The sequence below is a fragment of the Streptomyces sp. MH60 genome (assembly GCF_002939385.1).
In the GTDB taxonomy this organism is placed as follows: Bacteria; Actinomycetota; Actinomycetes; order Streptomycetales; family Streptomycetaceae; genus Streptomyces.
Map to the genome: position 1 here is coordinate 23,679 of NZ_MULI01000023.1, position 14,832 is coordinate 38,510.

Here is a 14,832-nt window from a genome sequence, read left to right on the forward strand (position 1 = left end):
TCATCGCGCACGTCGCCGTACGGCTGCTCCGGGCGCTCGCCTGGCCGGTCACGGCGTCGCCGCCTTCGCTTCCGACGCCACCGGCCGGGCCGGTGCGGGCGGCGGGTGCAGCAGGGCGGCCGTCGCGCGGTCGCAGAGCGTCCGTACCCGTTCCGCGGGCAGGCCCAGCAGCGCGGCCGTCTGTTCCTCGGCGACGCCTTCGTACAGCCTGAGCACCAGGACCAGGCGTTCCTGCGGCGCGAGTGGGCCCAGGGGGCCCACGGGCCGCCGGCGGGCCCGGCCGAGAACGCCGTACCGGTGCCACGCCTCACGGGCGAAACGCGTGGCCAGGTACTGGCGGGCCCGGTCGTACGGGTCCTCCCCGTGCAGCCGGTCCCAGTACGCGTACGTGTGGGCCAGACTCAGGGCCAGCAGGCGCCGCGCGCGCGGGTTGGCGTCCGGGGCCTCGGCGGTGAGCAGGGTCGCGGCGTGCAGGAGCCGCCCTGCCGCGCCCGCGACGAACGCCTCGAACTCGCGGGCCCGGCGGGCGTTCCGGGACGCATGCCGTTCTCGCACCGCGCCTCCCGCCCAGACGGCGACGACCCCTGAGGTCTCATATCAGGCCAGGGGCGGCCCGTCGGTCAAGGGTTCGGTGCGAACCCCGCTCCGAAAGCTCCGGGAAAGCTGAGGGAAAGCTTCGGAAAGCCGCGGAACGGCGTGCGAAGCGTCGCTCAGGAGCCCGCCTGCGCGTCGGTGGACGCCACGCCGGAGGGGGCCATACGGGCGGACAGGGCGCCGTTGAAGCGTGCCAGGAGCGCGCAGAACGTCTCGCGCTCCTGCGGCGCCCAGTCGTGGGTCAGTTCGGCCATGAGCTGACGCCGGGAGGAGCGGACCTCCTCCAGCCGCGCCACGCCGCGCGGCGACAGCTGCAGGACCACCGCGCGGCCGTCCTCGGGGTGGGAGGTCCGCTTGACGAGTCCGGTGTCGACGAGCGGGGCCACCTGCCGGGTGACCGTCGAGGAGTCGATCCCCATGCTCGCGGCGAGCGCCTTCACGCCCATCGGGCCCTCTTTGTCGAGGCGGTTGAGCAGCAGGTAGGCGGCGCGGTCCATGGAGTTGCGCACCTGGCCGACCCCGCCGAGTCGGGTCTGTTCGGCGCGTCGGGCGAAGAGCGCGACCTCGTGCTGGAGCGTCTCGAGAAGACCGGTGTCACCGGCGGTCGTCATGTCCATCGACATTTCAGGTGTTGTGGGCATGGCCGGGGGCTCACTTCGTGGAGGGCTGCTAATTGGGGGACAGGGTACGCGGCCGGGCGGCAAGGCGTACCGGCGCTGGGCAAAGCGGGTCTCGGTGGTTGGTCACAACGGTGCGGGGCGTCCGGGAACTGCGATGCTGGAGGGTATGAGCTACAGCACGACGCGCCTGGTCGCTCCCGTCACCCTCGACGACGTGCGCGGCGCCCAGAAGATGCTCTCGGGCGTGGCGCGGGTGACGGCGATGGAGGGCAGCAGGCACCTGTCCCAGCTGGTCGGCTCGCCGGTGCACTTCAAGTGCGAGAACCTGCAGCGGACGGGCTCGTTCAAGCTGCGCGGCGCCTATGTGCGGATTGCCGGGCTGCTGCCCGAGCAGCGGGCCGCGGGTGTGGTCGCGGCGAGCGCGGGCAACCACGCGCAGGGCGTCGCGCTGGCGTCGTCGCTGCTCGGTGTGCGCTCGACGGTGTTCATGCCGCAGGGGGCGCCGCTGCCGAAGATCAGCGCGACCCGGGACTACGGCGCCGAGGTGCGGCTGCACGGCCAGGTGGTGGACGAGACGCTGGCCGCCGCCCAGGAGTACGCGGAGCGGACCGGCGCGGTCTTCATCCACCCCTTCGACCATCCCGACGTCATCGCGGGCCAGGGCACGGTCGGGCTGGAGATCCTGGAGCAGTGCCCCGAGGTGCGGACCGTCGTGGTCGGCATCGGCGGGGGCGGGCTGGCGGCCGGGATCGCGGTCGCGGTGAAGGCGCTGCGGCCGGACGTGCGGATCGTCGGCGTGCAGGCGGAGGGCGCGGCCGCCTACCCGCCCTCGCTGGCCGTGGGGCGCCCGGTCGCCGTCGAGAACCCGGCGACGATGGCCGACGGGATCAAGGTGGGGCGGCCCGGCGACGTGCCGTTCGGGATCGTCGGCGAGCTGGTGGACGAGGTCCGCACGGTCTCCGAGGACGAGCTGTCGACCGCGCTGCTGCTGTGTCTGGAGCGGGCCAAGCTGGTCGTGGAACCGGCCGGGGCGAGCCCGGTGGCGGCGCTGCTGAGCGCGCCGGACGCCTTCGCGGGGCCGGTCGTGGCGGTCCTGTCCGGCGGCAACGTGGACCCGGTGCTGATGCAGGGCGTGCTGCGGCACGGCATGGCCGCGCAGGGCCGCTACCTGGCGGTCCGGCTGCGGCTGACGGACCGGCCCGGGGCCCTGGCCACGCTTCTCGGGGTGTTGTCAGTGGTCGACGCTAACGTCCTCGATGTGAGCCACGTCCGAACCCATCCGCGGCTCGGGCTCACGGAGGCGGAGGTCGAACTGCACCTGGAGACGAAGGGCCCGGAGCACTGCACCGAGGTCGGCCGCGCGCTGCGGGAAGCGGGTTACACCGTCATCGCCTGAGCCCCCTGGGGCCCCTGTGCAGGGGACGGCCGCCACTTCGTCACTCGTTCGAGCAACTGCATTGTGAGACGCGATACATCGCGTTATGGTGTGTCGTAAATCGCTCGCTGAGCGCGGCGAAACGTACAAACCTAGGCTTTCCGAAGAATCCCCGACGACGTGGAGACTCATATGCCAGGCGCCATCTATGCCGAAGGCCTGGTGAAGACCTTCGGTGACGTACGGGCTCTGGACGGCGTCGACCTCGACGTTCCCGAGGGCACCGTCCTGGGCCTGCTCGGGCCGAACGGCGCGGGCAAGACCACCGCCGTCCGCTGCCTCACGACCCTGCTCCGCCCCGACAGCGGAAAGGCGGTCGTCGCGGGCATCGACGTCCTCAGGCAGCCCAACGAGGTACGCCGTTCCATCGGCCTCTCCGGCCAGTTCGCCGCGGTCGACGAATACCTGACCGGCCGGGAGAACCTGCAGATGGTCGGGCAGCTCTACCAGATGAAGGGCAAGGCCGCGAAGGCCCGAGCCATCGAGCTGCTCGAGCAGTTCCACCTCTCGGACGCCGCCGACCGTCCCACCAAGACCTACTCCGGAGGCATGCGCCGCCGGCTCGACCTGGCGGCGGCCCTGGTGGTCTCCCCGCCCGTCATGTTCATGGACGAACCCACGACCGGCCTCGACCCCCGCAACCGCCAGGAGCTGTGGGAGGTCATCAAACAGCTGGTCGCCGGCGGTACGACCCTGCTGTTGACCACGCAGTACCTGGAGGAGGCCGACCATCTCGCGCACGACATCGCGGTCGTCGACCACGGCCGCGTCATCGCCCGCGGCACCTCCGACCAGCTCAAGGCCCGCACCGGGGGAGAGCGCGTGGAGGTCGTCGTCCACGAGCGCGACCACATAGGGACGGCCTCCGAGGTGCTCGCCGGATTCGGCAAGGGCTCGACCACCGTCGAGGAGCACACCCGCAAGCTGACCGTCCCCGTCACCGGCGGCGCGAAGCTGCTCGCCGAGGTCATCCGCGAGCTCGACGTCCGCGGCATCGAGATCGACGACATCGGCCTGCGCCGCCCGACCCTCGACGACGTCTTCCTCTCCCTCACCGGCCACGTGGCCGAGGCGAAGGACGAGGCGAACGGCTCGGCGGACGGCGCCGACCACGAGCAGGAGAAGGAGGCCGCCAAGTGAGCGCCGCCACCGATGCCGCGCCGGTCACGGCGTCCGCCAACCCCCTCGGCCAGTCCATCCGCGACTCGCTGGTCATCGCCCGCAGAAACCTCATCCGGATGACCCGGATCCCGGAGATGGTCCTGTTCGGGGTCATCCAGCCGGTGATGTTCGTGGTCCTCTTCACGTACGTCTTCGGCGGTTCCATCAAGGTCGGCAGCACCACCGACTCGGGCGTCTACAAGGACTTCCTGATGGCGGGCATCTTCGCGCAGACCGTCACCTTCGCCACCGCCGGATCGGCGGCCGGCATCGCCGACGACATGCAGAAGGGGCTCGTCGATCGCTTCCGGTCCCTGCCGATGGCGCGCGGGGCGGTGCTGACCGGGCGGACGGTCGCGGACCTGGTGCAGACGTCGATCACCCTGCTCGTCCTGGCGATCGTCGCGCTGCTCGTGGGCTGGCGTACCGGGTCGGCGGAGCCGACCAACATCGGGAGGGTGCTCGCGGGCTTCGGGCTGCTTCTGCTCCTGGGGTACGCCTTCACGTGGATCGGCGCCCTGATCGGCCTGTCCGTTCGGACGCCGGAGGCGGCGACCTCCGGAGGGATCATCTGGCTGTTCCCGGTGACCTTCGTCTCGAACGCCTTCGTGGACTCCAGCCAGATGACGCCCTGGCTCCGGCACATCGCCGAGTGGAACCCGTTCAGTGCCACGGTGCAGGCCTGCCGCGAGCTGTTCGGCAACCCCGGCGTCGTGCAGTCCGACGCCTGGCCCATGCAGCATCCCGTCTGGGCCTCGGTGATCTGGTCCGTGCTGATCATCGCGGTCTTCCGGACGCTGGCGGTGCGCAAGTACCGCTCGGCGGCCACCTGACCGGCAGACGACGCGACGAGCCCCCGGCGTCACGGGGACACCGGGGGCTCGTCGACGGGTGAGCGGCGCGTCAGCCGTTGTACGGCTCGGCCTTGAGGATCTTCACCGAGGCGGGCTTGCCGTTGGGCAGCTCGTACTGCGCGTCGTCGCCGACCTTGTGGCCGATGACGCCCGAGCCCAGCGGGGACTGGGGGGAGTACGTCTCGATGTCCGAGCTCGCGTACTCGCGCGAGGCGAGCAGGAAGGTCAGCGTGTCGTCCTCGTCACCGTCGAAGGCGATCGTGACGACCATGCCGGGCGCCACCACGCCGTCGGCGGCCGGGGCCTCACCCACCTTGGCGCTCTCGAGCAGCTGGGTCAGCTGGCGCACGCGGAGCTCCTGCTTGCCCTGCTCCTCCTTCGCCGCGTGGTACCCGCCGTTCTCACGCAGGTCCCCCTCCTCGCGAGCCGCGGCGATCTTGGCAGAGATCTCGGTGCGCGCAGGACCAGTAAGGTATTCAAGCTCCTCCTTGAGCTTGTTGTACGCCTCCTGGGTCAGCCAGGTGACGTTCTCGCTGGTCTGGGTCACGGGTGCTCCTCGTTGGTACTGGGAATACAAATCAACGCCCTACCCAGAAGGATGTTCCTTCACGGAAGGGCGAAACCACGAGCCTAACAATTCAGTGGCCAAAGGGGGAGGACATAAGCCGCCAGATTCCTGTCACCGCAGGTCAGGCGGCAGGTATTGGCGGCATCGGGCCCCGCCGGATCACTCCGGGTGGCAGCCGAGCAGCTCCGCCGTCGTCCCCGCGGCCTTGGTGCGCAGGGTGACGACCTTGTCGATGCGGGTGTCGTCCCCGTCGAAGCGGAAGTCGGCCCGGCCCACCTCGTCGCCGTCCTCGGCCTGGGAGCGCACGGTGCAGTAGCCGGTGACGCCGGCGTCCTTGCGGACCTCCAGGTGCACCTGCACCGAGTTCTCGGCCAGCTCGAAGCCGATCAGCTCTCCGCTGATCTTGTTCTGGCCGACGTAGTGGTAGCCGAACCAGCCGATCAGGGCGAGCAGGAGGGCACCGAGCACGGCGCCGACGACCTTGAGGGTGCGGTCGGCCCGTTCGTCCGAGGAGCGGCCGTACCGACCCTGGGGCGTCCGTGTGCTCGCCGTACTCATGATCGTCCTCTCCGCGGGAGCGGGTCCGGGTTCCGGGCCCCGGAATTATTCCGCCCCCGATTCGGTCACTATAGAAGCCGCCGATTGCGCCGACGCACACGGGCGCCGACTGACCCAAGGATTGAGTCTTGACTGACCAGCTGCGACTGATGGCCGTTCACGCCCACCCCGACGACGAGTCGAGCAAGGGCGCGGCCACCATGGCGAAGTACGTGTCCGAGGGGGTGGACGTGCTGGTGGTGACCTGCACGGGCGGGGAACGCGGCTCCATCCTCAACCCGAAGCTCCAGGGGGACGCGTACATCGAGGAGAACATCCACGAGGTGCGCAGGAAGGAGATGGACGAGGCCCGGGAGATCCTGGGCGTCGGGCAGGAGTGGCTCGGCTTCGTCGACTCCGGCCTGCCCGAGGGCGACCCGCTGCCGCCGCTGCCGGAGGGCTGCTTCGCCCTGGAGGACGTCGACAAGGCGGCCGGTGAGCTGGTGCGGAAGATCCGCTCCTTCCGGCCCCAGGTGATCACCACCTACGACGAGAACGGCGGTTACCCGCACCCCGACCACATCATGACCCACAAGATCACGATGGTGGCCTTCGAGGGCGCGGCGGACACCGAGAAGTACCCGGAGGGCGAGTACGGACCGGCGTACCAGCCCATGAAGGTGTACTACAACCAGGGCTTCAACCGGCCCCGCACCGAGGCGCTGCACAACGCGCTGCTGGAGCGCGGCCTGGAGTCGCCCTACGAGGACTGGCTCAAGCGCTGGTCGGAGTTCGAGCGCAAGGAGCGCACCCTCACCACCCACGTGCCCTGCGCGGACTTCTTCGAGATCCGCGACAAGGCGCTGATCGCGCACGCCACGCAGATCGACCCCGACGGGGGCTGGTTCCGGGTGCCGATGGAGATCCAGAAGGAGGTCTGGCCCACCGAGGAGTACGAGCTGGCGAAGTCCCTCGTGGAAACCTCCCTCCCCGAGGACGACCTCTTCGCGGGCATCCGCGACAATGCCTGACATGAGTGCAAGCGCAAGCCTGGCAATGACGCACCTCGTCACTCTCGCCGAGCTGGACGAGGACAAGGTCACCCCCGGCGTCCTCGGGTTCATCGTGTTCGCGGTGATGGCTCTGGCGGTGTGGGGACTGATGAAGTCCATGAACCGGCACATGGGCAAGGTGGACTTCAAGGAGGCGGCGGAGCAGGACGCCTCCGGCGGCGGTGAGGCGAAGCCCCAGCAGGGCTAGACCCCGGCGGGGACCCCCGCCGGAGACGGAACCCTGCGCGGCGGTGCGGCCCTCCGGGGGTGCGGCCCGGCGGGGCTACGCCGTGACCGCCACGCCCATCACCTCCCTCGCCTGGCGGCCCGGGACCATGCCCAGGCGCCAGGCCTGCCAGCCCGCCTCCAGCTGGACTCCGCGCTCCAGGAGAAGCTGGTAGGCGTCCACGTAGTCGTCCAGTTTGCTGTCGCGGGCGGCATGGCGGGCGCGGGACAGCTGCGCCAGCTCCTCCTGCGCCACCGCCGTGCCGACCTCCACTCCGCCGGGGGCGGCGTACGGCAGCAGCGTGCAGCGCAGGAAGCGGGCCCAGTCCTCGCCCCGCCGGTCGCCGTACCCGGCGAAGAGGGCGGCCGCCTCGTCGCACAGGGCCAGTGCCTGCGGCGTGCGCGCGTTGCCCGCGTCCACGACCGCCAGCTCCAGACACGTCCACGCCTCCCCGTGCCCGACGCCGATGCGCTGGAAGTCGGCGCGCGCGTCGACCAGGAGCTGCCGGGCGAAGCCCGAGTTGCGCAGGGAACCGGTCTGGGCGGCCCGCTGGTCCCGGGTGACCCGCGCCGAGTGGTGCCGGGCGCAGGCCAGGCCGTACACGTCCCGCATCCGGGAGAACATCGTGCGGGAGCGTTCCAGCTCGCGCACGGACTGGTCCAGGTCGCCGGTCTCCTCCAGCGCCTGGCCCAGGTAGTAGACCGTCCAGGCCTCACCGCGGGCGTCCTCGTTCTCGCGGTGCCGGGCCGCCGCCCGCCGCAGCTCCTCCACCGCCTCGGAGGCGTCGCCGCCCACCAGGCGGGCCCGCGCCAGCTGGGTCAGCGCCCAGGCCTCGCCGCGGGCGTCCTGGGTGCGGCCGTACAGGTCGAGGGCCGCCCGCAGGTCCGACTCCGCCCCCGGCACGTCGCCCATGCGCAGGTGCAGCTGGCCGAGCTGGAAGTGGGCCCACGCCTGGCCGTGCACCGACTCGCCCGCGCGGTGCAGCACCAGCGACTCGGTGAGCAGCTCCAGGGCCTCGGCCAGCCGGGCCCGGTCGCGCTGCACCGCCGCCAGCGCGTGCAGCGTCCACGCGCGGTCCGTGGCCAGCTCCGGCGCGGCCTGGAGGTCGAGCGCCTCCTGGAGCTTGGCCGCCGCGTCGGTCAGGTTGCCCTGGTGGTGCAGCGTGATCCCCAGCGAGCACAGCGCCCGCGCCGCACCGGCGTCGTGGTGGGCGTCCCGGTACAGGTCGACGACGGAGGCCAGCGTCGTACGCGCCTTGTCCAGCTCGCCCAGCTGCCGGGCCGCGATTCCGGTGCGCCACTGCACCGAGCGCACCAGCAGCCCCTGGTCCACGGACTGCGCCAGCTCGCTGATCTCCCCCAGCCGGTACAGGTCGCCCCGCAGCAGGCAGTAGTCGCACAGCGCGCCCAGCAGGTTCAGCACCGCGCCCTGGTCGACGCCCTCCGCGTGCCGGAGCGTCGCCGTGATGAAGCTCGACTCGTCGTCCAGCCAGCGCAGCGCCTCGTCCAGGGACGTGAAGCCGTACTGCCCGAACTGGTTGGAGCGGGTCGACATGTTGCCGTCGACCAGGCGCAGCACGGAGTCGGCCAGCTCGGCGTAGTTCGCGATGAGCCGCTCCTGCGCGGCCGTCCGCTCGCCGGGCTCCTCCTCGTCGGCGAGCCGGGCGCGGGCGAAGGCGCGCACCACGTCGTGCAGGCGGTAGCGGCTGCCCCGGACGTGGTCGATCAGGCCCGCCCGCGCCAGCGCCGCCAGCTGCCGGGTCGCCTCCGCCTCGTCCGTGGCCAGCAGCGCGGCGGCGGCCGCGGCACCCAGCGAGGTGCGCCCCGCGAGCGCCAGCCGGCGCAGCAGCCGCCGGGCGGGCTCCGGCTGGTCGGTGTAGCGCAGCCACAGCGCCCGCTCGACCGGTTCCACCGGTCCGTAGGCGCCCAGGTCGGTCGCCAGCGCGCGCGGCGAGCGCGCACCCAGCGACGACCCGGCGACCCGCAGCGCCAGCGGCAGCCCGCCGCACAGCTGCCGGATCAGCTCGCTCGACTCGGCGTCGTAGGGCCCCGAGGCGTCCTCGGCCGCGGCGCCCAGCAGCTCCTCCGCGCCCGCCGCGTCCAGCTCCTCGACGGGCAGGTCGTACACCCGCGCGGGCAGGTCGGGCGGGAGCCGCAGCGCCTGGCGCGCGGTGACCAGCACCAGGCTGTCCGAGCGTTCCGGCACCAGCGCGCGCACCTGCTCGGGGTCCGAGGCGTCGTCGAGGACGACGGTGACCGGGACGCCCGTCAGATGCTGGTGGTACAGCTCGCTGAGCCGCTTGACCTGCTGGTCGGCGGAGGAGCGTTCCCGGAACAGCAGCTGCTCGCGCGGCGCCCCGAGCCGGTTCAGCAGATGCAGCAGGGCGTCCCGGGTGCTCAGCGGCGACTCGTCGCCCTCCACGGAGCCACCCGAACCGGAGCCGCCCGTCCCGGAGCCGCCCGCCGCGGACCCGGCTCCGCGCAGGTCGACCAGGCAGGCCCCGCGGAAGTAGTCCCGCAGTTCGTGGACGGCCCGGACCGCCAGCGTCGTACGGCCGCTGCCGGGGGCCCCGTGCAGCACCACCACCGTCGGCTTGGTCTCCGTGCTCGCGCGGGCCGCCTGCACCCACTGCCGCAGCCGCGCCATCTCCTGCCGCCGGCCCGCGAACACGCCCTCCGGCTCGGGCAGTTGCCCGAACGACTGCTCCAGGGCGTTGCGTCCCCGGGCGGCCGCGCTCTTGTCCGCGCCCCGCAGCTTCGGCCCGGTCTTGGCCGGTCCGGTGGACGCGGCGAGCATCCGCTGCTGGTCGAGGAAGGGCCGGATGCCGCGCACCTCCAGCGCGGTGAGCCACTGCAACCGCAGCTGCTCGGGCCCGCCGGGCTGGCTGACCGCCCCGGCGCGGTGGTGGGCGGCCGGCACATGCGCCCCGACCACCTTGACCACGGTCGCCGCCGCGCCGACGACCCCGACCGTCGCGCCCGCGCCCACCGCGGTGCCGGTGCCGGTGCCGAGCGCCACGTCGGCCACCACCGCGGCGACCGCCGCCACGGCGGCCACCAGCAGGGGGGTGCCGGCGCCCTCACGGGCGTAGCGCTGGCGGAAGGTGAGCTGCCCGGCCGCGGCCTCGTCGAGGGCGCGGGTGTAGGCCTCGTATTCCTCGCCGGCCGCCCCCGCCATCGCGTCGAGTGCCGCGCGGGCCCGGGAGAGCAGTACGGTCCCGTCGGTGCGCCCGCCCGAGCGCCGTACCTCCTCCTCCACGGCCCGCCTGAGCAGCCCTTCGGCCTCCGCCCGATGACTGTCCCGCATGTCGCGCCCCCTCCGGCGGCATCGGTGTCCTGCCGGGTCGCCCCAGGCGCCCCGGTGGCCCCAGGAGTCCCAGAGCCCTCCCCGCCCATCCCCGGGTCCTTCCCCGGTTATGCGTGAGTCAAGTGTCCTGCTGCGAGGAGACCCTGGGGAGGGATGGTTCGCACCGGCCGGGAAAGTCGACGAATTCCCCTCTTGACCCGGGTGACCGCAGCCACTAATTTTCGATGGAGGCAGACCCATGACTACCGACAGGAGGCGACCGGCAGATGTACACCAACTCTGACCTGAGCCGCCTCGCCCGCCGCACGGTGTGGGTTTCGGGTCGGGTCGCGCACGGCTGCTGACACGCCGTTCCGCTGTGCCCCCATGGGGCACATTCCGGGTTTCTCCTCTTTCTTCTCCCTCACTTTCCCCACTTCACGGCATGCCGTTGTCGCGTGCCGATGTGCGCCTGCTCATCTTCTGCGGCGCGTCCGGACTCAGAAAGCTGCCTGAAATTGGCGAACATGATGAATCGACCTGTCCCGAATCGACCGGCCCCGAGTCGAAATGAAGGTCTGTCATGGTGACGGCACGGATCACGGTCAACGGAAAAGAAGCACCGATCGCACCGGCCGCGCCGCACACCACGGTGCTCGACTTCCTGCGCGAGCGCGGCCTCACCGGTACCAAGGAGGGCTGCGCGGAGGGTGAGTGCGGCGCCTGCTCGGTCCTGGTGGCCCGCCCCGGCGTGAGCAAGCCCACCGACTGGGTGCCGGTCAACGCCTGTCTCGTCCCGGTCGCGGCGCTCGACGGCCAGGAGGTCGTCACCTCCGAGGGCCTCGCCACCGTCGAGGCGCCCGGCACGCCGCCCGTACTGCACCCGGTGCAGGAGGAGATGGCGGTCCGCGGCGGCTCCCAGTGCGGTTACTGCACGCCGGGATTCGTCTGCAGCATGGCGGCCGAGTACTACCGGCCCGACCGCTGCGCGCACGCCGGCCAGGGCTCGGATCCGGCTGAGGGCGCCGACGGCGTCGCCGGCACCGACCCGGAGCACGGTCCGAACGGCTTCGACCTGCACGCGCTCAGCGGCAACCTGTGCCGCTGCACCGGCTACCGGCCCATCCGCGACGCCGCGTTCGCCGTCGGCGTGCCCACCGACGAGGACCCGCTGGCCCGGCGCCGCGAGCAGGACCCGCCCGCGCCGGTCGCCACCGAGTACCGCCAGGACGACAGCGCCTTCCTGCGCAGGGGCACCCTGGCCGAGACCCTGCGACTGCTGCGCGAGCGGCCCGACGCGGTGGTGGTCGCCGGCAGCACCGACTGGGGCGTCGAGGTCAACATCCGCTCCCGCCGGGCCGATTGCGTGGTCGCCGTCGACCGGCTGCCCGAACTGCGGGAGCTGCGAGTCGAGTCCGACCACGTCGAGATCGGGGCCGCGCTGACGCTCACCGAGATCGAACGCCGCCTGGACGGCACCGTCCCGCTGCTGGGTCAGCTGTTCCCGCAGTTCGCGTCCCGGCTCATCCGCAACGGCGCCACCCTCGGCGGCAACCTGGGTACCGGCTCGCCCATCGGCGACAGTCCGCCGGTGCTGCTCGCGCTGGAGGCGTCGCTGGTGCTCGCCGACGCCGACGGTGAGCGCGAGGTGCCGCTGGCCGAGTACTTCACCGGCTACCGGCAGAGCGTGCGCCGTCCCGGCGAGCTGATCCGCGCGGTGCGCCTGCCGCTGCCGCTGTCTCCGGTCACGGCCTTCCACAAGATCGCCAAGCGGCGTTTCGACGACATCTCCAGCGTGGCGGTCGCCTTCGCGCTCGACATCGGGGGCGGGACCGTCCGCAAGGCCCGCATCGGTCTGGGCGGCGTGGCCGCCACCCCGGTCCGCGCGCTCGCCACCGAGGCCGCCCTGGAGGGCAGGCCGTGGACCGCCGAGACCGCGGAGGCCGCGGCCGGGGTGCTGCGGGGCGAGGGCACGCCGATGAGCGACCACCGCGCCAGCGCCGACTACCGTTCCGCGATGCTCGGCCAGAGCCTGCTGAAGCTGCACGCACAGACCACCGAGGCGGTGCCGTCATGAGCCACCTGTCCGAGCGTCCCGAGAAGCCCGCCGTCGGCGTCTCGATGCCGCACGAGAGCGCCGTCCAGCACGTCACCGGCACCGCGCTGTACACCGACGACCTGGTCCAGCGCACCAAGGACGTGCTGCACGCCTATCCGGTCCAGGTCATGAAGGCCCGCGGGAAGGTCACCGCACTGCGCACCGGACCCGCCCTCGCGGTGCCCGGTGTGGTGCGGGTGCTGACCGGCGCCGACGTGCCCGGCGTCAACGACGCCGGCATGAAGCACGACGAGCCGCTCTTCCCCGACGAGGTCATGTTCCACGGCCACGCGGTCGCCTGGGTGCTCGGCGAGACCCTGGAGGCCGCCCGGCTCGGCGCGGCCGCCGTGGAGGTGGACCTGGAGGAGCTGCCTTCCCTGATCACGCTGCCGGAGGCCATCGCGGCCGGCAGCTACCACGGCGCCCGGCCCGTCATGACGCACGGCGACGTCGACGCGGGCTTCGCGGACTCGGCGCACGTGTTCACCGGCGAGTTCCAGTTCTCCGGCCAGGAGCACTTCTACCTGGAGACGCACGCGGCGCTGGCCCAGATCGACGAGAACGGGCAGGTGTTCATCCAGAGCAGCACCCAGCACCCCTCCGAGACCCAGGAGATCGTCTCGCACGTGCTCGGGGTGCCTTCCCACGAGGTGACCGTGCAGTGCCTGCGGATGGGCGGCGGCTTCGGCGGCAAGGAGATGCAGCCGCACGGGTTCGCGGCCGTCGCCGCGCTGGGCGCCAAGCTGACCGGCCGGCCGGTGCGGTTCCGGCTCAACCGGACCCAGGACCTCACCATGTCCGGCAAGCGGCACGGGTTCCACGCCACCTGGAAGATCGGCTTCAACGCCGAGGGCCGTATCCAGGCCCTCGACGCCACGCTGACCGCGGACGGCGGCTGGAGCCTGGACCTGTCCGAGCCGGTCCTGGCCCGGGCGCTGTGCCACATCGACAACACGTACTGGATCCCCAACGCACGCGTCGCCGGCCGTATCGCCAAGACCAACACGGTCTCCAACACCGCCTTCCGCGGCTTCGGCGGACCGCAGGGCATGCTGGTGATCGAGGACATCCTGGGCCGCTGCGCGCCGCGACTCGGCCTGGACGCCAAGCAGCTGCGGGAACGCAACTTCTACCGGCCGGGCCAGGGCCAGACGACCCCCTACGGGCAGCCGGTCACCCAGCCCGAGCGGATCGCCGCCGTCTGGCAACAGGTCCAGGACAACGGCCACATCGCCGACCGCGAGCGCGAGATCGCCGCCTTCAACGCCGCGCACCCGCACACCAAGCGGGCCCTCGCGGTCACCGGAGTGAAGTTCGGCATCTCGTTCAACCTCACCGCCTTCAACCAGGGCGGCGCGCTGGTGCTGATCTACAAGGACGGCTCCGTCCTGATCAACCACGGCGGCACCGAGATGGGCCAGGGCCTGCACACCAAGATGCTGCAGGTGGCCGCGACCACGCTGGGCATCCCGCTGCACAAGGTGCGCCTCGCCCCGACCCGGACCGACAAGGTGCCCAACACCTCCGCCACCGCGGCCAGTTCCGGCGCCGACCTCAACGGCGGGGCGGTCAAGAACGCCTGTGAGCAGCTGCGCGAGCGGCTGCTGCGGGTGGCCGCGAGCCAGTTGGGCTGCAATGCCTCGGACGTGCGCATCGTCGAGGGCGTCGCGCGCACTCTGGGCAGCGACCAGGAGCTGGCCTGGGACGACCTCGTGCGCACCGCGTACTTCCAGCGGGTCCAGCTCTCCGCGGCCGGCTACTACCGGACCGAGGGGCTGCACTGGGACGCCACGAAGTTCCAGGGGTCGCCGTTCAAGTACTTCGCCATCGGCGCCGCCGCGACCGAGGTGGAGGTGGACGGCTTCACCGGCGCCTACCGCATCCGGCGGGTGGACATCGTGCACGACGTCGGCGACAGCCTGTCCCCGCTGATCGACATCGGCCAGGTCGAGGGCGGGTTCGTGCAGGGCGCGGGCTGGCTGACGCTGGAGGACCTGCGCTGGGACACCGGTGACGGCCCGAACCGCGGGCGCCTGCTGACCCAGGCGGCGAGCACGTACAAGCTGCCGAGTTTCTCGGAGATGCCCGAGGAGTTCAACGTCACCCTGTTGGAGAACGCCACCGAGGAGGGCGCGGTCTTCGGGTCCAAGGCGGTGGGCGAGCCCCCGCTGATGCTGGCGTTCTCGGTGCGCGAGGCGCTGCGGCAGGCGGCCGCCGCGTTCGGGCCGAGGGGGACCGCCGTCGAGCTGGCCTCGCCCGCCACGCCGGAGGCGGTGTACTGGGCGGTCGAGTCGGCCCGGCGGGGTGGCACCGCAGGGAACGGCCGCACCCCCGACGTGGCGGCGGCCGCCGTCGACGGCGGCGCGGTCCGCACCGGCGTGGAAGCGCTGAGCGGTGCCTGA

Annotated in this window: 12 protein-coding genes; 7 read left to right on the forward strand and 5 right to left on the reverse strand. The window is 72.1% G+C overall.

The features are described 5' to 3' along the window. Positions 1 to 48: 48 nt before the first annotated feature. Together BZZ08_RS16765 and BZZ08_RS16770 are read right to left on the reverse strand one after the other, a co-directional pair. A complete protein-coding gene (locus BZZ08_RS16765; RefSeq protein WP_104633030.1) occupies positions 49 to 555 on the reverse strand; it encodes a sigma factor-like helix-turn-helix DNA-binding protein in 507 nt (168 codons plus the stop codon). A gap of 155 nt (positions 556 to 710) precedes the next feature. Continuing rightward, positions 711 to 1,211: a MarR family winged helix-turn-helix transcriptional regulator gene (locus BZZ08_RS16770; protein WP_104633031.1), complete on the reverse strand. Its 501-nt coding sequence runs from the start codon at positions 1,209 to 1,211 to the stop codon at positions 711 to 713. 169 nt (positions 1,212 to 1,380) lie between these two features. On the opposite strand from BZZ08_RS16770, the gene ilvA reads away from it, so the two are divergent. The 3 genes from ilvA (at position 1,381) to BZZ08_RS16785 (ending at position 4,643) form a co-directional block, all read left to right on the forward strand. Then, positions 1,381 to 2,610 carry a threonine ammonia-lyase gene (ilvA, locus tag BZZ08_RS16775; protein ID WP_104633093.1) on the forward strand — a complete coding sequence of 410 codons (1,230 nt, stop codon included), beginning with the start codon at positions 1,381 to 1,383 and terminating at the stop codon, positions 2,608 to 2,610. Between the two features lie 171 nt (positions 2,611 to 2,781). Beyond that, positions 2,782 to 3,789 carry an ATP-binding cassette domain-containing protein gene (locus BZZ08_RS16780; protein ID WP_104633032.1) on the forward strand — a complete coding sequence of 336 codons (1,008 nt, stop codon included), beginning with the start codon at positions 2,782 to 2,784 and terminating at the stop codon, positions 3,787 to 3,789. Then, on the forward strand, positions 3,786 to 4,643 hold the full coding sequence (locus BZZ08_RS16785) for an ABC transporter permease (RefSeq protein ID WP_104633033.1): 858 nt from the start codon (positions 3,786 to 3,788) through the stop codon (positions 4,641 to 4,643). Before BZZ08_RS16780 ends, BZZ08_RS16785 begins: the two co-directional genes overlap by 4 nt. Before the next feature lie 70 nt (positions 4,644 to 4,713). Here the strand turns inward: BZZ08_RS16785 and greA are convergent, their stop codons facing one another. Then, a complete protein-coding gene (greA, locus tag BZZ08_RS16790; protein WP_052839654.1) occupies positions 4,714 to 5,211 on the reverse strand; it encodes a transcription elongation factor GreA in 498 nt (165 codons plus the stop codon). 180 nt (positions 5,212 to 5,391) lie between these two features. Further along, positions 5,392 to 5,790 (reverse strand): DUF4307 domain-containing protein, encoded by a 399-nt coding sequence (locus tag BZZ08_RS16795; protein ID WP_104633034.1) that lies wholly within the window; start codon positions 5,788 to 5,790, stop codon positions 5,392 to 5,394. Positions 5,791 to 5,918: 128 nt separating this feature from the next. Here BZZ08_RS16795 and mca point away from each other — a divergent pair, with 128 nt between their 5' ends. Together mca and BZZ08_RS16805 are read left to right on the forward strand one after the other, a co-directional pair. Beyond that, on the forward strand, positions 5,919 to 6,800 hold the full coding sequence (mca, locus tag BZZ08_RS16800) for a mycothiol conjugate amidase Mca (RefSeq protein ID WP_104633035.1): 882 nt from the start codon (positions 5,919 to 5,921) through the stop codon (positions 6,798 to 6,800). Continuing rightward, positions 6,793 to 7,029: a hypothetical protein gene (locus BZZ08_RS16805; RefSeq protein ID WP_198601530.1), complete on the forward strand. Its 237-nt coding sequence runs from the start codon at positions 6,793 to 6,795 to the stop codon at positions 7,027 to 7,029. The genes mca and BZZ08_RS16805 overlap by 8 nt, the downstream gene beginning before the upstream one ends. A gap of 75 nt (positions 7,030 to 7,104) precedes the next feature. Here BZZ08_RS16805 and BZZ08_RS16810 read toward each other — a convergent pair whose 3' ends face one another. Beyond that, the gene (locus BZZ08_RS16810; protein ID WP_104633037.1) at positions 7,105 to 10,353 is read right to left on the reverse strand and encodes a tetratricopeptide repeat protein; all 3,249 of its coding nucleotides are present in this window, start codon (positions 10,351 to 10,353) and stop codon (positions 7,105 to 7,107) included. A gap of 562 nt (positions 10,354 to 10,915) precedes the next feature. Here BZZ08_RS16810 and BZZ08_RS16820 point away from each other — a divergent pair. Both BZZ08_RS16820 and xdhB read left to right on the forward strand, forming a co-directional pair. Then, a complete protein-coding gene (locus BZZ08_RS16820; RefSeq protein WP_104633039.1) occupies positions 10,916 to 12,409 on the forward strand; it encodes a xanthine dehydrogenase small subunit in 1,494 nt (497 codons plus the stop codon). Next, positions 12,406 to 14,832, forward strand: coding sequence for a xanthine dehydrogenase molybdopterin binding subunit (xdhB, locus tag BZZ08_RS16825; RefSeq protein WP_104633040.1), 2,427 nt, complete (start codon positions 12,406 to 12,408; stop codon positions 14,830 to 14,832). The genes BZZ08_RS16820 and xdhB overlap by 4 nt, the downstream gene beginning before the upstream one ends.